Genomic DNA, 24,105 nt, shown 5'->3' on the forward strand with positions numbered 1-24,105 from the left:
GCGGGGGAGCGGAGCGGATCAGCGGGCGCTGACCCTCTCCAGGTCGGTGGCGAGCCCGTCGTACACGGCGGGCCGGGAGCGCTTGAGGTAGGCGGCGTAGACGATGCCGCCGATCAGCGCGAGCACGAGCAGCAGCGGCATCAGCCGGATCGCGAGCTCCTCGGAGCCGGCGACGATGTTGAAGTTCACGATCGCGAGGATCGAGATCGCGGCGATGCCGAGGAAGCCGATGCCCGGCGCGATGAACGTGCTCCACCAGCGCGGGTCGCCCTGGCGGCGGAAGTACACGACGATCGAGATCGCGGCGAGCCCCTGCAGGATCAGCACGCTCAGGGTGCCGAAGCCCAGCATCGCGGGCACGAGCGTGAGGATGGGGTCGGCGCCGGCGATCGCGAACAGGATCGCGACGATGCCGGCGAACCCGGCCTGCACGATGCCCGCGAGCTGCGGCGCGCCGTTCGCGCGGGTGCGGGCGAGCGCCTGCGGCAGGATCTTCGCCCGGCCCAGCGAGTACAGGTAGCGGGTGGCGGAGTTGTGGAACGCGAGCATCGCGGCGAACAGGCTCACCAGCAGCAGCACCATCATGACGGTGGTCAGCGGGCCGCCCAGGTACTGCTGCGACAGCGAGAAGATCAGGTCGCCGGTGGGCAGGTGCTCCAGTGCCGTGGCCTGCGCCTGCGCCACACCGGTCGCGCTCACCACGGCCCACGTGGTGACGCCGAGGATCACGCCGATCGCGATGATCGAGGTGTAGGTGGCGCGGGGGATCGTGCGCAGCGGCTGCTTGGCCTCCTCGCTGAACAGCGCGGTCGCCTCGAAACCGAGGAAGCCGGTCGCCGCCAGCAGCAGGCCGATGGGCAGCGATCCGGAGAACACGGCCTCCGGGCTGAACGCCGACACGTCGTAGCCGGTCTGCACGAGCACCGAGACGTCGAAGATCACGAGCATCAGCACCTCGAGCACGAGGCACACCCCGAGGATCTTCGAGCTGAAGTCCACGCCGATGCGCGCCAGCACGAAGCACACCACGATCGACAGCAGACCCCACACGAGCCAGTTCACGTCGAGGCCGGTGAGGTCGCGGATGATCGTCTGCATGAAGAAGCCGCTCGTGCCGATCGTGCCGACCACGAAGAAGTTGTAGCCCAGCGTGGCGATGAGTCCGGCGACCAGACCGCCGGTGCGGCCGAGGCCCTTCACGACGAACGCGTAGAACCCGCCGGCGTTGACCAGCTGCTTCGACATCTGCGCGTAGCCCACCGCGAACAGCAGCAGGATCGCCGCGACGAGGAAGAAGGACATCGGGGTCCCTCCGCCGTTGCCGAGGGCGATCGCCAGCGACGCGACGACCACGATCCCGGTCAGCGGGGCGACCGCGGCCAGGACGAGGAAGACGATGCCGGCGACGCCGAGGGCGCCCGGTCGGAGGGAGGTGTGGTGCGGCGTCGTGGACGCGGACAGCTGCTCTGCCACGTCGGCTCCTTTGCTCGGTGACGGCCGTGCGGACACGGCATCGACGACGAGGGGAATCGTCGATAGAGCGAGTCTGCTCGTCGGCCCGGCGCCGCACTTGACCGTGAGCGAAGGACGATGGTGCCACCGTGCACACCCCGCACACGCCCGTGCTGACGCCGTGGCGCGGGGAGCAGGATGACCGGGACGACACCGCCGCCGTTCCCCGCGCACCGCCGGGCACCGGGCGGCAGGGAGGACCACATGGAGCTGCGGCTGGACGGGACGACGGCCCTCATCACGGGCGCGGGCAGCGGCATCGGCCGGGCCGTGGCGCTCGCGCTCGCCGCGGAGGGGGTGCGCACGGCCCTGCTCGACCGCGATGCGTCCGCCCTGCGCGACACCGCCCGCGGCTGCGTCGAGCGCGGGAGCGCCGACCCCGTGCTGCTGGCCGCCGACGTGACCGACGAGGAGCAGGTGTCCGCGGCGGTCGCGGCCGGAGTCGCGGCGCTCGGCGGGCTCGACGCGGTCGTGTGCTGCGCCGGGGTCTCCGGCCCCGTCGGCACCGCGGTCGAGGACACCGCGCTCGCCGACTGGAACCGCGTGCTCGCCGTCAACGTGACCGGCGCGTTCCTCGTGCTCAAGCACGCCCTGCCGACGCTGAGGGCCGCCCGCTCGGCCTCGGTCGTGCTGCTCGCGAGCGACTCGGCCGTCGTCGCCTCGCCCGGCATGGCGCCGTACTGCGCCTCGAAGGCCGCGCTGGTGCAGTTCGGCCGGGCGCTGTCGGTCGACCTGGCCGGCACCGGGGTGCGGGTCAACGCGGTCGCCCCCTCCGTGGTTGACACCCCGATGAGCCGCGGCGACCTGGGCGCCGACGCCTTCGACGACCCCGCCTTCCCCGTGCAGACCGCCGAGGAGGTGGCGGCGCACGTGACCTACCTGGTGTCGCCGCGCAGCAGGGCGGTCAACGGCACCACCCTGCTGAGCGACTTCGGCTTCACCGCCCGTTCGGGTTTCCCCGCCTGACGCACCCGCGTCCGGCCCCGCGGCGCCCCGCGCGCCAGAACACACAACAGGAGCACACATGGCAACCGTGGTCGGATCGAGCGTCTCCGGACGCGTCGTCGTCATCACCGGAGGCGGCACGGGCATCGGTGCCGCCGTCGCGGAGCGCTTCGCGGCCGAGGGCGCGCACGTGGTCGTGGTCGGCCGTCGTCCCGAACCGCTGCAGGAGGTCGAGCGGGCGGTCGGCGCCCTGCCGATCGTGGCGGATGCGGCCGACACCGCCTCCGCGAAGGCCGCGGTCGCCGAGGTGCTCGCGCGCTTCGGCCGCATCGACGTGCTGGTCGCGAACGCCGGCGGCCACGGCTTCTCGCCCGTGGCCGAGACCGACGACGCGAGCTGGGAGGCCGCGATCCGCGCGAACCTCACGACCGCGTTCACGATGGCCCGCGAGGCCCTGCCGGCGCTCATCGAGGCGAAGGGCCAGGTGGTGGTCGTGTCGTCGCTCGCCGGGCTGTTCGCGGGGCCGTCCGTGGCCGGGTACACGGTCGGCAAGCACGCGCTGATCGGGCTCACCCGCACGCTCGCCCGCGACTACGGGCGGCACGGGGTGCGCGTCAACGCCATCTGCCCCGGGTGGGTGCAGACGCCGATGGCCGACGAGGAGATGGACGAGTTCGCGTCGCACGCGGGTCTCGGCTCCCGCGAGGAGGCCTATGCGACGGTCACGGCCGACGTGCCGCTGCGGCGTCCGGCCCGCCCCGCGGAGATCGCCTCCGTCGTGCGGTTCCTCGGCTCGGGGGAGTCGTCGTACATCACGGGTGCCGTGATCGTCGCGGACGGCGGCTCGCACGTGGTCGACGTCCCCACGATCGCGTTCGACCACGCCGGCATGTGACCAGGGGCGCGGCGGCGGGTGCCGTCGCCGCGTCGTCAGCCGATGCGCAGCTCGAAGCCGTCGTCGAGGTGCGTCAGGGTCACGGCGGTGAGGTCGTCGACGTGCACGGTCGGCGCGTGCGCCCCCGCGTGCCGGCCCACCCCGACCACGCGCATCCCCGCGGCGAGCCCGGCCTGGATGCCCGCGCCGGAGTCCTCGAACACGACGCACTCGGCCGGAGCGACGCCGAGCATGCGGGCCGCCAGCAGGAACCCCTCGGGGTCGGGCTTCGACGCAGACACGTTCTCCGCGGTCACCGCCAGCTCGGGCACCGTCAGCCCCGCGGCCTGCATCCGGGCGGTCATGAGCGCCACGTTCGCCGAGGTCACGATCGCGTGCGGCACCGTCTCCAGCGCCGCCAGCAGCCGGTCGGCCCCGGCGATGCCGACCACGCCGTCCACGTCGCCGGCCTCGGTGGCGAGCATGATCTCGTTCTCGTGCAGGTTGATCGCGTGGTCGCGCTCGGGCAGCAGGATCGCCATGCTCTGATGGCCCTGGCGTCCGTGCACCACCCGCAGCACCGTTTCGGGGTCGAGCCCGTGCGGCTCCGCCCACGCCAGCCACAGGCGCTCCACTACGGCGGTCGAGTCGACGAGGGTGCCGTCCATGTCGAGCAGGGCGGCGCGGGCGCGGAGGATCTCGGTCATCCGCTCAGGCTAACCCCCGGCAGCCCGTCTCAGCCGCCGAGGTAGGCGCGGTGCAGCAGGGCGGGGTCGTCCTGCAGCGCCTGCGGGCTGCCCTGGAACGACACCCGTCCGCCGGCCACGACCACCGCCTCCTGCGCGAGCCCGAGGGCCAGCTGCGTGAACTGCTCCACCAGCAGCACGCCCACCCCGGACTGCGCGATGGACTGCACGATCGGCATGAGCCGCAGGAACACGACGGGGGCGAGGCCGAGCGACATCTCGTCGATCAGCAGGATCCGCGGTTTCGCGGCGAACGCCCTCGCCAGGACGACCATCTGCTGCTCGCCGCCGGAGAGCAGCGCGGTGGGGGCGTCGATGCGCTTCTCGAGCTCGGGGAACTGGGCGAGCACGGCGTCCACCTCGGACGGGGTGCGCGCGGTGAGCGAGAGGTTCTCGCGCACGGTCAGTGACGGGAACACGGCCCGCCCCTGCTCGATGTGCACGATGCCGCGGCGGGCCCTGGCCACCCGGGACAGGCGGTCGATGGGGTCGCCGTCGAGCGTGATCGTCCCGGCCGAGTGCGGCGTCACACCCGACACCGACTCGATCAGGCTGGTCTTGCCCGCGCCGTTGGGGCCGACCAGGGCGAGCACCTCGCCGCCGGACACCCGCAGCGACACGTCGGAGATCACCGGTCCGGCGCCGCGGCTCACCGTGACGCCGTCGAGCACGAGTTCGCTCATGTCAGCAGCTCCGTCTCTCCCATGTACGCCTTCACGACGTCGGGGTTCGCGAGGACCTCGGCCTGCGGACCGCTCGCCAGCACGCGCCCGAAGTCGAGCACCGTGAGCGTCGGGCACACGGAGCGCACGAGGTCGAGGTCGTGTTCGATGATGATGAGCGCCACGCCGTAGCGGGCGGGCAGCTCCCGCAGCCGCGCGGCGAGCGCGAGATGCTCCTCGTGCGACAGCCCGGCGGCGGGCTCGTCGAGGATGAGCAGCCGCGGACGGGCGGCCACGTTCGCCGCGACCTCCACCAGCCGCCGCGTCCCCACGTCCACGCTCGACAGGCGGGAGCGCGCGGGCGGGCAGCCGAAGAACGCCAGCACCTCGTCGATGTCGGCCGCGGCCAGCCGGCGTCGCGCGACGAAGCGCACGTATGCGCCCACCGTGAGCGCGGGCGGCACGCGGTCCTGCTGGAACGTGCGGCGCAGTCCGAGCCGGGCGCGCCGCGTGGGGGAGAGCCCGGCGAGGTCGCGGTCGCCGAGCAGCACCCGGCCGTCGTGCTGCGGCAGGAACCCGCTGATGGCGTCGACGAACGTGGACTTGCCCGCGCCGTTCGGCCCGATGAGACCCATGATCGACGCGGCGGGCACCGTGAACGACACGTCGTCGAGGGCCTTGAGTGCCCCGAACTGCACCGTGAGACCGTCGACCGTGAGCACGGGCGCGCCGTCGAGGGCCGCCTCGTCGACGGTCGCGGTGGTCGTGGTGGTGATGGCGGCCGCGTCGGCGGCGGCGTCGTCGGGCAGCGCGGTGAGGTCGGCGTTCGCCGTGCGGCGGTCGGCGCGGCGGTAGATCAGGTTGCGGATGCCCTGGCCCAGGTTCGTGCCGCTGGTGAGGGCCTGCACGCCCAGCACGCCGAACACCACGAAGCCCCAGTCCTGGGGCACGCCCCAGCGCTTGAGCAGCTCGGGCACCAGCACCCACAGGAGCCCGCCGAAGATGGCCATGTCGATCAGGTGCGCCCCCGACATGATCGCCAGCACGTACAGCGCGAGCGACTGCAGCGGCGTGAAGCTCGACGCGAACGGCAGCTGCACCTGCCCGGCGAGCAGCCCACCGGAGATGCCGCCGAGGGCCGCCGAGACCGCGAACGCGGTGAGCTTGGCTGAGCGCACGCTCTGACCGGCCGCGGCGGTGCCGCGCTCGGAGAACGCCACGGCCTTCCAGCTCGCCCCCCAGCGGCCGCGCTGGAGGAAGAACACCCCGAGCGCGCACACCGCGAGCACGATGATGGAGAGGAAGAAGAACTGCCGGTCGTTGGAGAACAGCCCGGGGCGCTCGACCGCGATGCCGTCGGCCGATCCGGGGAACTGGATCTGCACGAGCGTCACGTCGGCGGCGGCCGCGAAGCCCAGCGTGACCACCGCGAGGTTCACCCCCCGCAGGCGCAGCGCCGGCAGCCCGACGAGGATCCCGACGAGGCCAGCCGCGACCCCGCCGCACACGAGCCAGACGAGGAAGCCGCCCGGCGCCTGCATCACGTTCAGCAGCGACACGATCCACGCGCCGACGGCGGCGAACGTGAGCTGGCACAGGGCGATCATGCCGGCCGAGCCGGTCACGATGCCGAGTCCGAGGATGGCGATCGCGGCGGTCACCGCGCTGATCGCGAGGAAGACGAAGTACCCCGGCAGGGCGGCGCTGAGGATCGCGCCGGCGCCGATGCCGAGGGCGGCCACGGCGAACGGCCAGGTGGTACGGAACCAGGGGCGGTCAGCGAGCGGCATCCCACACCTCCTTGCGCTGCGTCCAGAGCAGCAGGACGACGATGAACAGGAACGGGAGGAAGTTGCGCACGAGCGCGACCTCGTCGATCTGGGCGACGAGCCCGCCGAGCACGCCCAGCACCAGGCCGCCGACGACGGCGAGATCGAGACGGCGGAAACCGCCGAGCAGCGCGGCGGCGGCCGCGGGGACGATCAGCATCGACAGGCTGGTGGCGTCGTTGGACTGCGAGGGCGCGACGATGATGATCGCGATCGCGCTGATCACCCCGGTCACGAACCACACCGCGATCGACAGCGGACGCGAGCGGATGCCGAGCAGCTCGGCGGTGGTCGGCCGCTCCGACAGGGCGCGCAGCTGCGTGCCCACCCTGGTGCGGCGGAGCACGATCCGCACGACGAGCGCGGTGACGACCGCCATCAGCACGGTCGCGACCGTGACCTGGCTGATCACGACACCCCCGAGGGAGAACGCGGGACCGGCGATGATGGGCGTGAACGGCTGCGGCTTGTTGCCGAACAGGATGAACGACAGCGAGATGAGCAGCAGCAGCGGGCCCACGGTCATGGCGGAGCGCGTGGTGGTGGAGGCCTCGGAGAGCCAGGTGGCCGCGATGAAGCCGATCGCGGCGGACAGCAGCCCCGCCACCAGCACGCCCAGCACGGAGCCGAGCCAGATGGGCAGCCCGAGCTCGCGCACGAACCAGACGGCCGTGAACGCCCCGAACATGCCGGTCGCGGCCTGCGCGAAGTTCACGACGCGCACGAGCCGCGACATGAGGGTGAGACACACGCCGAGCACGGCGTAGAGGCCGCCGGCGGCGAGACCGGCGATGGCGCCTTGCAGCATCAGGCGTCCTTTCTGGTGAGGGGGGAGGGGTGTCCGACGGGCTCGGCGACCGGGCGGGTCGCCGAGCCCGTCGACGCGGGGACTACTCGCCGATGCGCAGCCAGTCGTCCGCGACCTTCTCCCAGGCGTTGGTGCCGGACTTCAGGATGATCGGCCAGCCCGCGGTGTTCTGCGTGCCGAAGGCGTAGGGCGTGCCCACCATCGGGTTCTCGATCGGCTCCATGCTCTTCAGGGCCTCCGAGACGCTCTCGCGGGTGATGTCGCCGTCGATGCTCTTGAGCACCTCGATGAAGTACGTCGCCGCCAGGTAGCCGCCCTGGCTGAACGAGGTGAGCGGGATGTCGTTGGCCTCCATCAGCTTCCGCCAGTCGGCGTTGATCTCGTTGTCGTCGGTGAACGGGTAGAACTCGGCGGGGACGTAGATGCCCGCACCGGCGTCGTCGATCGCGTCGGCGAAGTTCTCGCTGTACACGCTGGTGAGGTATAGCCAGGTCACGTCGTCCCAGCCCTGGGCGTTCGCGGCCTTGACCTGTCCGATCGCGTCGGGCTCGACGGGGTTGATCGCGAGGGCCTTGCAGCCCTGGTCGCGCGCCTTGACGATGTAGGGCGTGTAGTCGGACGCGCCGTACGGCACGGTGTCGTCGATGTACTTCGGCTCCTTGCCGGTGATCTCGGTCCACTTGTCGATGGCCGCCTGATACGTGGGGCGGGTGGATCCGGCGATCTCCAGCAGGATGCAGATGTCGTCCAGGCCGAGCACCTCGGAGCCGTACTGCAGCGTGAGGGTCATGTCGTTGAACGGCCCGACGTTGGCGGGCGAGATGTTGTCGCTGTCGAAGCAGCCGGTGTCGACGCCGATGCCCGGCAGAGACAGGATGCCCTCCTGCTCGTAGTACTTGGCGTTGATCTCGCACTCGATCAGGCTCGCGGAGCCGACCAGCGCCACGGCTCCGTCGCTGCCGACGATCTCGCGCGCCGAGGCGGTGGCCGTGGCCGGGTCGCCCTTGTCGTCGAGCATCTTGTACTCGATCTTCCGGCCGTCGAGCCCGCCGTCGTCGTTGAACGCGTCGAAGACGGCCGCGGCCGCCTGCGAGGCCTCGGGGAACGTCGCCGGGCCGCTGATCGTGTTCACGGAGCCGACGACGATGGGGGCGCCGTCGCCCCCGCCTGCGCCGTCCCCGCCGGCGCAGCCGGCGAGAGCGAGGGCGGCCACGGCGAGGACTGCCGCGGTGCCGGTTGCTCGTCTGTTCATGTGCTTCCTGCCTCTCGTGTTCGGTGGTGCTGTGTCGCGTTCGTGGGTCAGTCGCGCAGCGCGCGGTTCACGAGCTCGGTGTCGGTGAACTGCTCGAAGGCGACGATCTCGCCGCCCGCCACCCGCCAGACGTGGGCGACGCGGGCGGCGAAGAAGCGCCCGGTGCGCTTGTAGGTGCCGGAGTAGGTGCCGATCCCCACCACGACGTCGCCGCCGTCGACCACCTCGTCGATCGCGACGGTGTAGTCGTCCCACTCCTCCTGGATGCGGCCGAACACGTTCTCGGCCACCGCCTCCGGGCCGATGTAGGTGCCGGCGTAGGGGAAGCCGGCGGCCTCCGTCCACTCGATGTCGGCGGCGAACGGGGCCAGCATGCCGTCGAGGTCGCCGCGGTCGTTGGCGGCGTAGTGCTCGCGCACCAGGTCTGCATCGCTCATCGGGGTCTCCTCGGGTCAGACGGGCTGCACGTCGGGGTAGGCGACGGCGCCCAGCGGGTAGATGTGGCCGCCGGCGCGGGAGTGCTCCGACTCGCCGTCGCCGTTGAGGCCCAGGAAGATGCCCGTGGTCATCAGCTGATAGCCGAGGTCGTGCAGCCACACGCTTGCGACCGCGATGCGGAACTCGCGGAAGCAGAACAGGTACAGGCCGTCGGCGAACTTCCACACGGTCGACAGGTCCATGTCGCCGTGGCCGCGCTGCACGCCCTCCAGGCACTGCCAGGCGTAGCGCTGGCTCGACACGTACACGTGCTCGTACAGGTGGTGCGGGCTGTAGCGGTAGACGTTGCGCTTGCCGATCAGATCGCGGCTGGGGCCCGGCACCTCACCCGTCGCCTCGCCGCCGTCGATCGTCGCCGCCCAGAAGTCCTGCCCGACCTGGGGTGTGCCCTCCACGGCCTCCGCGGCGATGCGGGAGCGGACGACGGTCGCGCGACGGGTCGTGGTGCAGAACACGACCGTGAGGGCTTCGCGCTCGCGGCTGGTGAGCGGCAGGTTGACGAACACGACGTCGTCGCGCACGCGGACCGCGTCGTACGGGTCGCGGCCCGTGGCGCCGAGGCCGTCCCAGTGCGCCGACTCCTCGTCGAAGCGGAGCGCGAGGCTGCCGCCGTCGTCGAGGGTGAGCGTGAACGCGGTGCCGGCGAGTCCGGTGTTCGGCAGCCGGTACGTGTCGATGCCGGCGGCGAACTCGTCGTAGGTGCGCCACTCGTCCAGCGCGGGGTCGGCGGTGATGTCGGTCATGGGGGTCCTGACGTCGCACGCGGCGGGGCCACCTCGCCCCGGGCACCGCGTCATCGCGGTGCGCTTGCCTCATGCTCGATCCGGGCCCCGCAGCCGCTCAAGCGCGCGCTCCCCATCGCGCGCCGAGAGTCAACCGGCGTGCCCTCCCGGGCAAGTCCGGTGCGGTGCGGTGCGGGCCGCGGGGTGCGGTGTCGTGCGGTGGGGCCGGGTGTGCGGGGTGGAAAAGGGGCCGGGGGTGGGGGCGGGAGGCGCGTTTGTGATCCCGGATGCGGCGGGTGCGGGGCGTCCGCGGGGCCCGGGGTGGGAAACGGGCCGGGGGTGGGGGTGGGAGGCGCGTATGTGATCCCGCACCGCGGGCCAGCGGACGGGGTCAGTGGGCGGTGCGGTACTCGCTGGGGGAGATGCCGTAGGCGGTCTTGAACGCGCGGCTGAAGTGCGCGGCGTCGACGAAGCCCCAGCGGGCGGCGATCGCGGCGACGGGACGGTCGGCGAGCATCGGGTCGAGCAGGTCGCGGCGGCACTGCTCCAGGCGGCGCGTGCGGATCCAGGTCGAGACCGTGACGCCCTGCTCCTGGAACAGTCCGTGCAGGTGTCGGGTCGAGATGAAGTGCGCGGCGGCGATGGTCGCCGGGCCCAGGTCGGTCGAGGCGAGGTTCCGGTCGATGTGCGAGCGGATGCGCTGCATGAGCGCCCGGTGCGGATCGGCCGAGGCCTGATCGAGCCCGAGCTCACGCGTGAAGACGGTCGTGACGAGGTCGAGCGCGCTGTGCGCGAGGCGGGCGCCGGTCGTGCCGGCGAGCTGGTCGAGGTTGCCCGCGAGCTGCGTGAGGTAGGGCACGACCATGCCGCCCAGACCCTCCTGCCCGGAGATGCGCACGGCCGTGAGCTGTCCGATCATGTCGGCGGGGAGGCTGATGAGGTGCTTCGGGAACATCACCACCATGGTGCGGAAGTCCTGGTCGAACACGAGCGAGTACGGGCGGTCGGTGTCGTACACGGCGAGGTCGCCCGCCTGCAGCACGGCTTCCCGGTCGTCCTGGATGAGCAGCCCGGTGCCGGCGAGCATGAGGCTCACCTTGAAGTACGAGCGGTCGCCGCGGGCGATCAGCTCCGACGTGCGCTCGACCACGTGGGAGGTGGCCCGGATGTCGTTCACGTGCACCTCGTCGACCGAGGCGCCGCGGATCACGCCGCGGAACTGGTCGGCCCCGGCGGTCGTGACCTGGAGGGGGACGAAGGACTCCGAGACGGCGGCGCGGAAGTCGCTGATGTTGCGCGCGACCAGGGTCGACACCGATTCGGCGGGGGCGGCGAGTGCACCGTTCATGACTGATCACCTCGGGCTGGTGGAACGACGACGTTGTATACGATCCGTTCCGCGATGGTATCACCGGGACCGCGCGAACGGGATGCCTTCTAGGATGTGGACCGTGAGTGACGGGGCGATGAGGATGCTCGCGGATCGGGTCGTGCGGGTGCTGCGCCAGGTGCGCGGACCGGGCACGCCGGAGGCGGTGTACGAGGCGACGGCCCTGATCGTGGGTGCCGCGTTCCTGGTGCTCGGGTTCGTCGTGGCGCTGCCGGTGTTCTGGGGCCATCAGCTGTCGATCAGCGGCACCGGCTCGATCGGCGTGTTCGCGGCGTACGGAGGCGCGGCCACCGCGGCGCTCGCCTTCGCCCTGGGGCGTCTGGCGGTGCGGCCCGAGCAGCCCGACCCCGCCGCCGTGCGCGACGGCTTCAGCGTGCCGGGCGACCGCCTGCGCTGGTACGACCTGATCGCGATCGCCTTCGCCCACGCCGCGATCGCCTACCTCGGCTGGCTGGGCATCGCGGAACTGCTGGAGCGCAGCTTCGTGGATGCCCCGGTGTTCCCGTTCCCCGGCGCGATCCTGATGGCGGTGGCCTTCGCGCTGACCGCGTACGTGTCGTTCCTCAGCGCGGTGGCCCTCACGCCGATGGTGCTGTCGCTCGTGCTGGCGGTGTTCCTCGTGGTCGGGGCGTTCGCGAGCATGCTGGCGTCGAGCGACGTGCACTGGTGGCGCGACAACCTGTCGGCGCTCGGGATGAGCAGCAACAGCGCCTCGGTCGCGTTCAACGCGACGCTGGTGATCGCGGGCGTGATGGTCACGACGATCGCGCGGTATGCCACGGCCGGGCTGCCCGCCGACGATCAGGCCGAGCGCCGTGGACGCCTCGTGGTGCGCGGCGGCCTGATCCTGATGGGTGTCTTCCTCGCGTGCGTCGGGCTCTTCCCCGTGGACGAGTTCTTCCTGCTGCACAACACGGTCGCGACCGGCATGGCCGTGGTGTTCGCCGTGGTCGTGGTCGGGCTGCCGTGGTTCCTGCCCGCCATCCCGCGGGTGTTCGTCGGCCTCGGCTGGGCGTACGTGCTGGTGATCGTGCTGCTCGGGGCGTTCTTCGCGGTGGGGTACTACAACCTCACCGCCGTGGAGCTGATCGCGGCGGTGCTGATCTTCAGCTGGATCATCGTGTTCCTGCGCACGGCGGGCTCGATCGGGCAGGGCGTCACCGGTGCCGGTGCCGGTGCGGGTGCGGGGGAGCGCGTACCGGCAGGACCGGAGGCGGCGATGCCGGCGGAGGCGGAGACCGGACGCGGCTGAGGCGCGACGGCGCGATCAGTCACGCAGGGCGTGCGTGGCCTGGCGGGTGCGACGCAGGGCGTCGACGGTCTCGGCGTAGCGTCGCTTGGCCACGCCGATGAACAGGCAGTCGACCAGGGTGAGCTGCGCGATGCGGCTGACCATTGCCCCGGCGCGGAAGGCCGACTCCCGCACCTCGGTGAACAGCGCGTGATCGGCGGCGTGCGCGAGCGGGGAGTCCTTGGCCGAGGTGACGGCGACGGTCGCGGCGCCGTTCGCGCGCGCCGTCTCCAGGAACCGCACGGTCTCGATCGTCGAGCCCGCGTGCGAGAAGCCGATCGCGACGGTGGGGGCCGCGTGCAGCACGGTCGCCGCGACGGCCTCGTGCGGGTCGGCGAGCACGTGCGCGTTGCGGCCGACGCGCAGCAGCTTGTGCGCGAGGTCCTCCGCCACGAACTGGCTCGCGCCGATGCCGTACAGCAGGATGCGGTCGGCGCCGTCGATCGCGTCGATGGCGGCCTCGAGCACGTCGAAGTCGAGCTGGGCGACGGTCTCCTCGATGGCCAGGAGTTCGAGCGCCGCGAGCTTCGACACCGCCTCCTGCAGCGTGTCCTCGTCGGAGATCTCCGAGCCGAAGGCGCCGCGGGCCGAGAACTGCGCGGCCTCTTTGCCGAGCTCGGTCGCCAGGGCCATGCGCAGCGGGGCGTAGCCGCTGAAGCCGATCGCGCGGCAGAACCGCACGACGGAGGCGACCGAGGTCTGGCACTCCTCGGCGAGCTCGTTGATGGTCTTGTCGATGACGATCGAGGGGTTCTCGCGGACCACGGTCGCGATGCGGGCGAGCGAGGGCGGCAGCGTCGATGCGGCCGCTTCGATCGTCGACTGGATGCTCAATCGGTCCTCCGGGGATGTGGGATTCTCAAGTATGTCGTGACGGGGGTCGTGACAAGAATGGTAAATTCTTTTCAGTGAGTCTACTTCGCATGTAGTCTCTTTTCGTCATATCCACCGCGTCCCCGAGGAGAGCCGATGAGCGCCCCGCCGACCGCCACCGTCGATCTCGGCAAGTCCCGCTGCCGCGTCGTCGTGCACGCGGAACCGCGCGTGGAGCGCTCGGGCCTCGGCGCCCCGGGTCTGGCGTCCGCCGGCGGCGTGACCGCGGCCCTCGACGCCATCCTCCCGCTGCTCGACGGGCTCCCGCGGCTCGATGCGATCGGCGTCGGAGCGGCCGGCGCGTGGTTCGCGCCGGACGCGGCCGTCGAGCTCGCCGGTCTGCTCGCGGCGCGCACCGGGGCCCGCGTCGCGGTCGCCTCCGACGTCGTGACCGCCCACGCCGGAGCACTCGACGGGGGAGCGGGCGTGCTGCTCATCGCGGGCACCGGCGCCGCGGCCCTCGGCATCGACGCGGACGGCGCGCGGCTGATCGACGGCTGGGGCCCGGAGCTCGGCGACCTCGGCAGCGGCTCCTGGCTCGGGCGCGAGGCGCTGCGGGCCGTGCTCCGCGCCGCCGACGGCCTGGCCGGCCCCACCGCTCTCACCGCCGCCGTCGCGGGACCCGTCGGGGCCCCGTCCGACGTGCAGGCCTGGCTCGCGGGCGACGGCGCGCTCGCCCGGCGCCTGGCGACCCTCGCCCCGCTCGTGCTCGACGCCGCCGAAGCCGGAGACGACGTCGCCGCCGCGATCGCGACCGAGGCCGTGCGCCTGCTCACCACCAGCGCGGTCGCCGCCTCCGCCGTCACGACCGACGTGGCCGTGCACGGCGGGCTCGCCGATCACGCCTGGTTCCGCGACACCCTGAGCTCCTCCCTGCGTGCGGCCGGCCGTCGTGTCGTCCCGGCGCGGGGCGATGCCCTGGCCGGCGCGCTGCTGCTGACCCGCCGCGTCGACCTCCCTCACGAAAGGTTCGTGCACCGTGCCGAATGACGACTCCCGCCTCGCCGCCCTCCTCTCCGTCCTGGAGACGCTCGACACCGAGGCGTCGACGACCGAGCGCGGCGACCTCGACCTGCTCGAGACGACCGAGCTCGTGCGCCGCATGAACGCCGAGGACCGCCGGGTGCCCGAGGCCGTCGCCGAGCGGACGGCCGACATCGCCGCCGCGGTCGACGGCATCACGGAGCGGTTCCGCCGCGGGGGACGCCTGATCTACATCGGCGCGGGGACGGCCGGGCGCATCGGCGTGCTCGACGCCAGCGAATGCCCGCCCACCTTCGGCACCGACCCCTCCATGGTGGTCGGCCTGATCGCGGGCGGCGAGACCGCGATCCGCTCCGCCGTCGAGAACGCCGAGGACGACGAGGAGGCCGCCGGAGACTCGCTGCGCGCGCTCGACCTCACCGAGCGCGACACGGTGGTCGGCATCTCCGCGTCCGGTCGCACGCCGTACGTCGTCGGTGGGCTCGAGTACGCCCGCAGCGTCGGCGCGCTGACCGTGGCGATCGCGTCGAACGCGAACTCGGCGATCGGCGCGGTGGCCGACATCCCGATCGAGGTCGTGACCGGGCCCGAGTTCATCTCCGGCTCCACGCGCCTGAAGTCGGGCACGGCGCAGAAGCTCGTGGTCAACATGCTCACCACGCTCTCCATGATCAAGCTCGGCAAGACGTACCGCGGCGTCATGGTCGACCTGCTCGCCACCAACGAGAAGCTGCACGCGCGGTCGATCCGCACCGTGTCGCAGCTGTCGGGGGTCGGCGTCGACGAGGCCGCCTCGGCACTGCAGCAGGCGCAGGGCTCGGTCAAGCTCGCCCTGCTCATGCTCGCCACGGCTGCTCCCGCCGAGACCGCCGCGACCGCGCTCGCCGGTGCCGACGGCATCCTCCGCGACGCGATCTCCGCCCTCGCCTGACCCCCGCCCGCGACGCATGCGGGCGGAGGACGCGGCTCGTCAGTGGCCGCAGGTGCAGTCCGCCCCGCCGCCGCAGCACGACGAGGCCGCGGCGCCGCCGTGGGCCTGCGACGACTCGGGCACGTCCATCGCCGGGTTCTGGTCGAGGAAGCCGTAGGGCTTGAACCAGAAGCCCGCATAGTCGACGGGCATGATCGGCCAGTCCTCCGGGCGGGGGAAGTGCGTGAGGCCGAACGTGTGCCACAGCACCAGATCTTCGCCGTCGATGCGACGGTCGCCCGCGCTGTACTCGGGGAGGCCGGAGCCGCCCTGGTGCGCGTTGGGGTAGCGGCCGGCCGGCCAGATCTGCCCGTGCTCGTAGCGCGTCGCCCACAGGTGCTTGGTCGCGAACGTCGCCCGCGCCGCCACCGACGAGGCGGGGTCGGCCATCAGCAGTGCGGTCGGCTCCGGCACCAGGTGATAGGCGGTGGGGCGGCCGACGTGGTTCGTGCGCGAGGCGCTCTGCACCTCCCACACCCGGGCGACCGAGGTGTCGGCCTCGCGCTGTGCGGCGTGCTCGGTCTCCAGCACCGTCTCCGACCAGGAGAACGCGTTGCCGAAGGGGTTCTCCGGTCCCATCGGCACCCGCTGCGCGTCGACCTCGACGAGCCGGTTGTCGGAGCCGTCGATCGCCACGTCGAGCCGGGCGCAGAAGAGGTGCTGGTGCACGGGGGCGAACACCCCTGGCGCGAGCTCGGTGGCGTGCTTCTGCCGCACGCCCGGCTCCCCGGCGCCCGCGAACACGATGCCCGTGGCCTTGGCGACCACCTCGATCGAGCCGTCCAGTCCGAAGTTCCAGTAGAAGCCGTAGTCGTAGTTGCCGATCGTGGAGAAGTACGACACCACGAAGCGCCGGGAGCGCCGCACGTCGGATCGGCCCGCGAGATCGGTGTGCTTCCACAGGATCCCGAAGTCCTCCTCGTGCATGCAGATCACGTTCGGGATGCGCACCGGGTGGCCGTGGTCGTCGGCGACGTAGCCGTCGAGGTAGCGGATCACGCCGAGGCAGTCGCACCCCAGTTCCAGGTGGTTGGCGTTCTTGCCGAGCAGGTACTCGCCCGCGTCGAAGTAGCTGATCCAGAATCGCCCGGGGGCCGTGTCGCCGTAGGGCACCACCATCTCGGGCACGCTCGCGCGGTGCAGCACGGAGCGCCCCTGGAACGAGACGTCGTGCAGCACGAGGCCCTCGCGGGCGTTGAAGCCGACGCGCATCGACCAGCCCTCCCACTCGACGAGCGAGCCGGACACGTGGAAGCTCGTGCCCTGCGGCTGGGTGATCTCGATGGGCATGAGCGTCGTGCGCGCCTCGCCCTGCACCTCGGGGTAGTAGTTGCCGTGACCGGCGGGCACCGGCACATCCCCCTCGTCCTCCACGCGGATCACGCTGTTCGAGGTGAGGTCGATGTGCACGATCAGACCCTCGACCGGGTGTGCCCACGGCGAGTCGTTCTCGTCGTACTTGAGGAAGGTGAGCGAGCGGATGACGCGGCGGCCCACCTCGTCGGCGCGACCCGTGTAGCCGGGAGCGAGGGGGGAGCAGAACGCGAGGTCGATGTGCTCCGTGAGGCCCCGTCGCTCCATGGCGGCCCGCCACTCGGGCGACGCCTTCGCGATGGACTCGGCCCGCTCGTACTCCTCGAACAGGTACTGCGGCTGACCGTACGGCGGGGCGTCGTTGGGCACGCGCTCGCTGCGCACGATCTCCCCGCGCGTGATCGACACGATCACCTCGGTGGCGACGCCCGTGGCGGTGTCGAGCAGCGTCACGTCGGCGCGGCGATCGATGGGGGAGCCGGGGCTCCACGCCGCGAGCTCCTCCTTGGTGGCCTCGTCGGGCAGCAGCATCGGCACGCGGGTGGTCTCGGTCATCAGTCCGGCCGCCTCCAGCACCGCGCGGGCGGCGGCGATCTCGGCACCGGTGAGCGGGTCGAGCGGGTGCGGAACCGCGATCTTCTCGACGGAGACGGGCTGCGGGGCGTGGTGGGACATCGTCGACCTCACTATTTTCGAGCAAACGCTCAAGAAACGGGATGGCACGATGATAGGCCGCGCGGACGCGCGTGCACAAGCGCCGGCTCGCGGGTCAGGCGCGCCAGGGGGCGAGGATGCCGTCGAGCACTGCGAGGTGGGCCGCGGCGGGCTGCGGCTCGGTCACCTCGACGATCTGCTGGCCGTACGTGATGGAGCGCAGCAGCGCCATGACCGCCGCGGTGGGCGTCTGCGGCCGCAGCTCTCCGTCGTCGACCGCCTCCTGCAGGGCCTCGCGGATGCTGTCCTGCCAGGTCGCGAGGGTCGGGGAGGCCGCATCGGGCGCGGGGGCGAGCGTGGCCAGGCGCCCCCAGAACCCCACCACGACGTGCGCCTCGGTGCGGGTGCGCTCGTCGACCGGCAGCACCTCGCGCATCAGGGCGTCGAGGCGCGCGAGGCCGCGCAGCCCCGCGGTGGCCTCGGCGATGCGCTGGTCGGTGCGGCGGGTGACCTCGGCGGCGGCCGCGCGGACGACGTCGTCGAACCCGTCGAAGTAGTGCCACAGCGAACCGGTGGCCACCCCGAGCTCCTTCGCGACCGCGCGGGAGGACACGCTCTCGTGGCCGTCGCGGGCGGCGACGGCGAGCAGCGCCTCGGCGATCTGCCGGCGGCGCTCATCGTGGTCGACGATGCGGGGCACGTGCCCATCCTCTCGTAGACGGTCGGGTCTAGCGATATTGAGCGCTCGATCAATATACTGCGACCGTGGAACCCCTCGTCCCCGCAGCACCGTGGCTGATGGCCGCGGCCGCGCTCGTCTCCGCCGTCGCGTGCGTGGCGGCGTGGCGGGCGGTGCCGTGGCAGGGGAGGCAGTCGGCGCTGGTGATGGCCGCCGGGATGCTCGTGCTCGCGATCCCCGGGGTCGACGCCCTGACGCGGCTCGCGCTCGGCGCGGTGCTCCTGGTCTCCGCAATGCTCGGCACCATGGGCGTGCGCGGCACCGCGGCCGCCGCCACCTGCTGTCACCGGGCGCTGGTGTCGCTCGTGATGGCGGTGTGCGCGTTCGACGGATCCGTCGTGGTCTCCTCGGTCGAGCGCGCCGTCACGCCGACCGGCCACGGCGGGCACGGCCTCGGGGGCGTGCTCTCGGCGCTCGTGATGATCGGGGTCGCCGCGGTCGTGCTGTGGACCGTGGCGGCGGCGTGGTTCGTGCCTCCGCAGCACCACGGTCGCACCGGGCGTCTGCTCGCCACGGAGTCGTGGGCGATGGCCGCGGGCGTCGCCGTCATGTGCCTCGGCTTCTGACCGCGGGGCGGGCGGGACTCGGGCGACCCGACCGGGCGGCTCAGGTGCGCGCGGCCGGACGCACGAACGCCCACGCGGCGACCGCGGCGACGGCGGCCGCGAGGGTCATGGTCACGGCCATGGTCATGGCGTTCGTGCCGCCGACGCCCGCCGCGACCGGGGCCAGCACGGGCCCGAACAGGAAGGTGGACATGCCGAGCAGGGCCGATGCGGTGCCCGCGCGCGAACCGTGGTGCGCGAGCGCGAGGGTCTGCCCGTTCGGGCCGCCGACGCCGGAGCACAGCATGAAGCCGACCAGGGCCGCGATCACCCCGGTCACCCCGGTCCCGGCGACGGCCAGCACCAGGAAGGTCGCGGTCGCCAGCAGCGTCGCGGTGCTGCCGCCCAGGTACACGCGGAGCGGGCCCCACCGTCGCACCACCAGCCGGCTCGTCTGGCTGCCCACGATGCTCGCGAGCGCCCCGGCCGCGAACGCCAGGCTGAACGCCTGCGGGCTCAGCCCGAACTCGTCCTGCAGCACGAACGACGACATCGACAGGTAGGTGAAGAACGCCACCCCGCCGCCCGCCGAGGCGCACAGCACCGCGGCGAACAGGCGGTCGTGCAGCACGGCGCCCGCGTGACCGCCGAGCGTGCGCAGGCCGCCGCCGTGCCGGTCGTCGGGGTGCAGCGTCTCGGGCAGGGCGAACACGACCACGAGCAGCAGCACGACCCCGACCGCCGCGAGCACGCCGAAGATGCCGCGCCAGTCCATGACCCGTGCGAGCTGGCCGCCCACCACGGGGGCGATGATCGGGGCCGTGCCCGAGACCAGGAACAGCAGCGACAGCATGCGCGACAGCTCCACGCCCTCGAACTGATCGCGCGCGACCGCGAGGCAGATGACGATGCCCGCCGATCCGGCGAGACCCTGCAGGAACCGCGCCACCAGCAGCAGCTCGATGCTCGGGGCGACCGCGCACACGGCGGACAGCGCCGCGAACGCGGCCACGCCGACGAGGAGCGGACGCTTCCGGCCCAGCCGGTCGCTGAGGGGACCGGCGATGAGCTGCCCGAGACCCAGGCCGATCATGCACGCCGACATCGTGACCTGCGCGAGCGCCTCGGTCGTGCCGAGCGACGCCGCGAGCTGCGGCAGCTGCGGCAGGTACAGGTCCATCGACAGCGGCCCGAACGCCTCCAGCATCCCGAGCACGAGCATCGCCCGGAGCGTGCCCATGCGGGCGGGCTCCGGGCGCGCCGGGATGCTCATCCGCCCGGGCGCAGCACGCGGCGCAGCCAGCTCTCCCGCGCCGCGACCGCCGCCAGCGACACCTCGGCCTCCGGCGAGAACCCGGAGAAGCCGTGGTACCCGCCGGCCCACACGTGCAGCTCGGCCTGACCGCCGGTCGCCCAGATGCGCAGCGCGTAGTCCACGGCCTCGTCGCGGAAGGTCTCGGCAGCCCCGACCTCGATGAACGCGGGGGCGAGTCCGGACAGGTCGGTGGCGCGTGCGGGGGCCGTGTACGGCGAGACCCGGTCGGTGAAGCGGTCGTCTCCGGCGATGGCGTCCCACGCGGTGTCGTTGTTGTTGCGGTCCCAGGCGCCGAAGCCGTCGTACTGCCGGGCGGACGGCGTCTCGTTGCGGTCGTCCAGCATCGGGCAGCCGAGCAGCTGCCCGGCCAGCCGCGGTCCGCCGCGGTCGCGGGAGAGCAGGGCCACCGCGGCGGACAGCCCGCCGCCCGCGCTCTGCCCCGACGCGATGATGCGGTCGGGGTCGATGCCGAGGTCGTCGGCGTGCGCGGCCATCCACTCCAGCGCCGCGTAGCAGTCCTCCGCCTGCGCCGGGCCCGGATGCTCCGGCGCGAGGCGGTACTCCACCGCGACGCCGACGACGCCGTGCCGGTCGGCCAGGTCGATCAGCTCGGCGGTGCCGAAGAAGCGGGTGCCGAGCACCATGCCGCCGCCGTGGATCGACAGGACGGCGGGCGCCGGCCCGGTCGCGCGGGCGGACGGCCGCACGATCGTGACCTCCAGGTCGGGCGCACCGGCGGGGCCGGGGATCACGCGGTCCTCCCACGTCACCGCCCTGCCCTCGGCCTGCACCGCGATGGGCGGGATGATCGTGGCGAAGTGGTCGCGGTTGGCGTGGATGGTGTCGGCGCGCAGCGGGATGCCCTCCACGAGCTGCACGAACGCGTCGAGCCCGGCGACCAGCTCGGGGTCGTACGGCACGGGAGCGGGCGTGGTCATCGGGCGGCCCGCCAGATCCGGCGCAGCCACGACGACCGTGCGGCGAGGGCGGCGCGGGTGATCTCCGCCTCCGGCATGTACATGTCGAAGCCGTGCGCGCCGCCGCCCCACACGTGCAGCTCGGCCTGGCCGCCCGTGGCCCAGATGCCGAGCGCGTAGGCGGTGTCCTCGTCGCGGAAGGTCTCCGCCTCGCCCACCTCGATGTACGCGGGGGGAAGACCGGACAGATCGGTCGCGCGGCTCGGGGCCGCGTAGGCGGGGGCCTCGTCGCTGAACGCGAGGTCGTCGCCGAGCACGCACGACCACGCCAGCAGGTTCATGTCGCGCTGCCACGTGCCGATGCCGTCGTACTGCAAGCTGGCGACCGAGGTGTTGGTGTTGTCGATCATGGGGCACAGCAGCAGCTGCCCCGCCATGACCGGGCCCTTCCGGTCGCGCGCCAGCAGGGCGACCGCGGCCGTGAGCCCGCCCCCGGCGCTGCCGCCGCCGACGACGAGGCGCTCCGGGTCGATGCCGAGCTCGGCGGCGTGCTCGTGCGTCCAGACGAACGCCGCGTAGCAGTCCTCGACACCGGCGGGGTACGGGTCTTCCGGGGCGAGCCGGTACTCCACGTTCACGGCGACCACGCGGTGCTCGGCGACGATGTCGACCACGCGCGCGGTCTCCCACGAGCGGTGGCCGACGATCATGCCGCCGCCGTGGATGTTCACGAACCCGGGCAGCACCTCGGTCGCGGAATCCGCGGGGCGGAACACCGTGATCTCGATGTCGGGTGCGCCCGCGGGGCCGGGGATCACGCGGTCCTCCCACACGATCGGTCGGCCCGCGATCACGGTGTCGTTGTCGGGGAACATCCGGTCGACGCCCTCGCGCGGCAGCGTGTCGCGGGTGAGGGGAGGCTGCGGGTTCTTCGCGATCTCGTCCAGCACGGCCTGCACCTCGGGGTCGAACGGGACGGGCGGGACGGTGGGGTGTCCGGCGGCGGTGGCGGTCATGTCTCTCCTCAGTGGGGCGGGGGCGGCGTGGGGCGGGGGCGGCGTGGTGCGGGGCGGGTGTGTGGGGGTCCGCGGACGGTGTCAGGGGCCTTCGGGGTCGACCACGCCGCGGTCGGCCCAGAAGGGTTCGACCAGGCGGCGCAGCTCGTCGGCGCCGATGCGGTCGACGAGGTCGGCGGCGTCGAGGTTCGCGTGCAGCTGCGCCACGCGGGAGGCCCCGAACAGGGTGGTCGTGAGGGCGGGGTGCGTGAGCGTGAACGCGATGCCGAGCTGGGCCGGGGTCGTGTCGAGCGACTCCGCGAGCGCCGTGAACGCCGGCACGTCGGCGATGATCCGCTCCCGGATGTCGCCGGGGTCGCGGCCGATCTGGCGGTCGCCCTTCACGTTCCCCGCGAGCACGCCGCCCTCCAGGCAGTCCGACGCCTGCAGCGTGAGGCCCTGCTCCCAGAGCCGCGCGAACGGCTCGCCGTCGGGGATCGAGCGCCGTGCCACGCTGTACTTCAGCTGCGCGATCTGCGGCCCGGGCACACCCTCCGCCGCGGCGAGGTCGAGCAGGCGCTGGATGGACGACGCCGACCAGTTGTTCACGCCCCACGCGCGGATGAGTCCCGCATCGGCGAGGCGCGCGAGGTCGAGCACGAGGTCGCGCAGGTCGAGGTCGTCGCGGCGCAGGTCGCCCAGGATCACGAGGTCGGCGTGCTCCACGCCCACCCGCATCAGGGCGTTCTCGAGCTGCGGGCGGAAGCCGTCGTCACCGAAGGCCTCCAGCCACAGCTTCGACGACAGCAGCCACTCGTCGCGGCGCAGACCCGCCGCGCGCACCATGGCCGAGAAGATCACGTCGGTGAACACCGGAGGGGCGCCGGGCGCGGAGTAGACGCCGACGTCGAAGAGGTTCACGCCGCGGTCGGTCGCCTGGCGCAGCAGCTCGACGGCGTCGGCGAAGTCCATGCGGTCGTAGGTGTGCCACGAGCCGAGCGAGAACAGGGAGGCGTGCAGGCCGCTGCGGCCGATCTCGCGGCGGGGGAGAGGGGTGGTCATGGTGCTCCTCAGAGGCTCGGGTCGATGACGGCCTTGACCTCATCGAGGTGGTGCATGTGGGCGATCTTGGCGGAGGCGTCGGCGAGACCGACCGGGGCGCTGAACAGGTCGTCCCAGGGGAAGCGGTCGGCGAAGGCGGTGAAGAAGTCGATGGCGCGGGCGTAGTCGGAGATGTCGCCGTTGAGCGAGCCGACGACCGTGAGCTCCTTGCCCATGATCGTGCTGAGGGGGAAGCCGTCGCCCGCGGGGCCGGTGGAGCCGACGATCGCGATGGTGCCGCGCTGCGCCGCCATGCCCACCGCGTCGGGACCCACGCTCGGGGCGCCCGCGAAGTCGAACACGTGGTCGGCGCCGTGGCCGCCCGTGAGCTCCATGACCTGGTCGACGACGGGCCCGTCGCGGAAGTCGACCACGGCGTCGGCGCCGAAGCGGGCGGCGAGCTCCAGCCGGGCGGCGGGGGCGCCGACCGTGATGACCTGCCCGGCGCCCGCGATGGTGGCGACGGCGGTGGCGAAGATGCCGAGCGCGCCCGACCCCTGCACCACGACGCGGGAGCCGGGGCGGATGCGGTCGGCGCGCTCGAACGCGCGCAGCACGGTCTTGGCCGCGCAGCCCGCCATCGACGCCCAGGTGTCCTTCACCGCCGCGGGCAGCAGCAGCTTCGCGGCGCCGGGGGTGACGTAGGCGTACTCCGACAGCCCGGCGGTGGCGTACGGCGATACGTCGGACCGCTGCAGGAAGCCGTAGCCGCGGCGCGAGCAGGCGACGGGTTCGCGCAGCACGACGCAGCCGTGGCACTCGCCGCACGTGGACTCCGACCAGCCGATGCGGTCGCCGGGGGAGAGCGGGCGGCCGAGGGCGTCGCGCGTGTCGGGTCCGGTGGCCACGATCTCGCCGACCATCTCGTGGCCGAGCACCATCGGGAGCATGCCGGGGAAGGTCATCCGGCCCTCCCAGATCTCGATGTCGGTGCCGCACAGGGTCGTGCAGGCGATGCGCACGAGGGCGGCGCCCGGCTCGATCTCGGTCGGCAGCGGGAGGTCCTGCAGGGTGAGCGGCTCGCCGTGCGCGGTGAGCACGGCGGCGCGGGTCGTGGTCGGGAGGGTCGGGGCGGGGAGGGTCATGCGGTTCTCCTGTCGCGGGACGGGTGGGGGATCGGGAACGCTCCGCGAGGGGCGGGGTGCGGATCCGATCCCGTGACGGATGCG

23 protein-coding genes are annotated in these 24,105 nt (G+C 72.7%); 6 read left to right on the plus strand and 17 right to left on the minus strand.

The window, feature by feature from the left end; all coding sequences use genetic code 11:
• Positions 1-18: 18 nt before the first annotated feature.
• The gene (locus ACWH95_RS10335; RefSeq protein WP_136029148.1) at positions 19-1,473 is read right to left on the minus strand and encodes an APC family permease; all 1,455 of its coding nucleotides are present in this window, start codon (positions 1,471-1,473) and stop codon (positions 19-21) included.
• Positions 1,474-1,650: 177 nt separating this feature from the next.
• On the opposite strand from ACWH95_RS10335, the gene ACWH95_RS10340 reads away from it, so the two are divergent.
• Complete coding sequence (locus tag ACWH95_RS10340) at positions 1,651-2,478, plus strand: SDR family NAD(P)-dependent oxidoreductase (protein WP_206251583.1); 828 nt, start codon at positions 1,651-1,653, stop codon at positions 2,476-2,478.
• A gap of 58 nt (positions 2,479-2,536) precedes the next feature.
• Entirely contained in the window at positions 2,537-3,352 is an 816-nt protein-coding gene (locus tag ACWH95_RS10345) for an SDR family NAD(P)-dependent oxidoreductase (protein ID WP_136034199.1), read from the plus strand.
• Positions 3,353-3,387: 35 nt separating this feature from the next.
• Here the strand turns inward: ACWH95_RS10345 and ACWH95_RS10350 are convergent, their stop codons facing one another.
• The 8 genes from ACWH95_RS10350 to ACWH95_RS10385 form a co-directional block, all read right to left on the minus strand.
• Positions 3,388-4,038, minus strand: a complete 651-nt coding sequence (locus ACWH95_RS10350; protein ID WP_136034197.1) for an HAD-IA family hydrolase — start codon at positions 4,036-4,038, stop codon at positions 3,388-3,390.
• Between the two features lie 29 nt (positions 4,039-4,067).
• A complete protein-coding gene (locus ACWH95_RS10355) occupies positions 4,068-4,760 on the minus strand; it encodes an ABC transporter ATP-binding protein (protein ID WP_378803512.1) in 693 nt (230 codons plus the stop codon).
• On the minus strand, positions 4,757-6,529 hold the full coding sequence (locus ACWH95_RS10360) for a branched-chain amino acid ABC transporter ATP-binding protein/permease (protein WP_136034193.1): 1,773 nt from the start codon (positions 6,527-6,529) through the stop codon (positions 4,757-4,759). Before ACWH95_RS10360 ends, ACWH95_RS10355 begins: the two co-directional genes overlap by 4 nt.
• On the minus strand, positions 6,516-7,376 hold the full coding sequence (locus tag ACWH95_RS10365) for a branched-chain amino acid ABC transporter permease (RefSeq protein ID WP_378803514.1): 861 nt from the start codon (positions 7,374-7,376) through the stop codon (positions 6,516-6,518). The genes ACWH95_RS10360 and ACWH95_RS10365 overlap by 14 nt, the downstream gene beginning before the upstream one ends.
• 82 nt (positions 7,377-7,458) lie before the next feature.
• Positions 7,459-8,628, minus strand: a complete 1,170-nt coding sequence (locus tag ACWH95_RS10370; RefSeq protein WP_378803515.1) for an ABC transporter substrate-binding protein — start codon at positions 8,626-8,628, stop codon at positions 7,459-7,461.
• 47 nt (positions 8,629-8,675) lie between these two features.
• Positions 8,676-9,065 (minus strand): nuclear transport factor 2 family protein, encoded by a 390-nt coding sequence (locus tag ACWH95_RS10375; protein WP_136034188.1) that lies wholly within the window; start codon positions 9,063-9,065, stop codon positions 8,676-8,678.
• Between the two features lie 15 nt (positions 9,066-9,080).
• On the minus strand, positions 9,081-9,869 hold the full coding sequence (locus ACWH95_RS10380; RefSeq protein ID WP_378803516.1) for a MoaF C-terminal domain-containing protein: 789 nt from the start codon (positions 9,867-9,869) through the stop codon (positions 9,081-9,083).
• A 370-nt stretch (positions 9,870-10,239) separates the two neighbouring features.
• The gene (locus ACWH95_RS10385) at positions 10,240-11,196 is read right to left on the minus strand and encodes an AraC-like ligand-binding domain-containing protein (protein WP_136034184.1); all 957 of its coding nucleotides are present in this window, start codon (positions 11,194-11,196) and stop codon (positions 10,240-10,242) included.
• 103 nt (positions 11,197-11,299) lie between these two features.
• On the opposite strand from ACWH95_RS10385, the gene ACWH95_RS10390 reads away from it, so the two are divergent.
• Complete coding sequence (locus ACWH95_RS10390) at positions 11,300-12,490, plus strand: DUF998 domain-containing protein (protein ID WP_378803518.1); 1,191 nt, start codon at positions 11,300-11,302, stop codon at positions 12,488-12,490.
• A 15-nt stretch (positions 12,491-12,505) separates the two neighbouring features.
• On the opposite strand, the gene ACWH95_RS10395 is transcribed toward ACWH95_RS10390, so the two are convergent.
• Positions 12,506-13,363, minus strand: coding sequence for a MurR/RpiR family transcriptional regulator (locus tag ACWH95_RS10395; RefSeq protein WP_136034182.1), 858 nt, complete (start codon positions 13,361-13,363; stop codon positions 12,506-12,508).
• Positions 13,364-13,498: 135 nt separating this feature from the next.
• On the opposite strand from ACWH95_RS10395, the gene ACWH95_RS10400 reads away from it, so the two are divergent.
• Complete coding sequence (locus tag ACWH95_RS10400) at positions 13,499-14,392, plus strand: N-acetylglucosamine kinase (protein ID WP_366626952.1); 894 nt, start codon at positions 13,499-13,501, stop codon at positions 14,390-14,392.
• Complete coding sequence (murQ, locus tag ACWH95_RS10405; RefSeq protein ID WP_378803519.1) at positions 14,382-15,317, plus strand: N-acetylmuramic acid 6-phosphate etherase; 936 nt, start codon at positions 14,382-14,384, stop codon at positions 15,315-15,317. The genes ACWH95_RS10400 and murQ overlap by 11 nt, the downstream gene beginning before the upstream one ends.
• Positions 15,318-15,356: 39 nt before the next feature.
• Here murQ and ACWH95_RS10410 read toward each other — a convergent pair whose 3' ends face one another.
• Positions 15,357-17,345, minus strand: a complete 1,989-nt coding sequence (locus ACWH95_RS10410; RefSeq protein ID WP_378803520.1) for a primary-amine oxidase — start codon at positions 17,343-17,345, stop codon at positions 15,357-15,359.
• A 94-nt stretch (positions 17,346-17,439) separates the two neighbouring features.
• Positions 17,440-18,024, minus strand: a complete 585-nt coding sequence (locus ACWH95_RS10415; RefSeq protein WP_136029017.1) for a TetR/AcrR family transcriptional regulator — start codon at positions 18,022-18,024, stop codon at positions 17,440-17,442.
• A 65-nt stretch (positions 18,025-18,089) separates the two neighbouring features.
• Here ACWH95_RS10415 and ACWH95_RS10420 point away from each other — a divergent pair, with 65 nt between their 5' ends.
• Positions 18,090-18,629 (plus strand): hypothetical protein, encoded by a 540-nt coding sequence (locus tag ACWH95_RS10420; RefSeq protein WP_136029019.1) that lies wholly within the window; start codon positions 18,090-18,092, stop codon positions 18,627-18,629.
• Positions 18,630-18,669: 40 nt separating this feature from the next.
• Here ACWH95_RS10420 and ACWH95_RS10425 read toward each other — a convergent pair whose 3' ends face one another.
• The 5 genes from ACWH95_RS10425 to ACWH95_RS10445 form a co-directional block, all read right to left on the minus strand.
• A complete protein-coding gene (locus ACWH95_RS10425; RefSeq protein WP_240744494.1) occupies positions 18,670-19,881 on the minus strand; it encodes a multidrug effflux MFS transporter in 1,212 nt (403 codons plus the stop codon).
• On the minus strand, positions 19,878-20,861 hold the full coding sequence (locus ACWH95_RS10430) for an alpha/beta hydrolase (RefSeq protein WP_454120616.1): 984 nt from the start codon (positions 20,859-20,861) through the stop codon (positions 19,878-19,880). The genes ACWH95_RS10425 and ACWH95_RS10430 overlap by 4 nt, the downstream gene beginning before the upstream one ends.
• Positions 20,858-21,856, minus strand: coding sequence for an alpha/beta hydrolase (locus ACWH95_RS10435; protein ID WP_136035479.1), 999 nt, complete (start codon positions 21,854-21,856; stop codon positions 20,858-20,860). Before ACWH95_RS10435 ends, ACWH95_RS10430 begins: the two co-directional genes overlap by 4 nt.
• An 81-nt stretch (positions 21,857-21,937) precedes the next feature.
• Positions 21,938-22,897 carry an aldo/keto reductase gene (locus ACWH95_RS10440; RefSeq protein WP_136035480.1) on the minus strand — a complete coding sequence of 320 codons (960 nt, stop codon included), beginning with the start codon at positions 22,895-22,897 and terminating at the stop codon, positions 21,938-21,940.
• A gap of 8 nt (positions 22,898-22,905) precedes the next feature.
• A complete protein-coding gene (locus tag ACWH95_RS10445; protein WP_454120617.1) occupies positions 22,906-24,021 on the minus strand; it encodes a zinc-binding dehydrogenase in 1,116 nt (371 codons plus the stop codon).
• Positions 24,022-24,105: the final 84 nt, after the last annotated feature.

Source organism: Microbacterium sp. NPDC055502 (genome assembly GCF_053643635.1).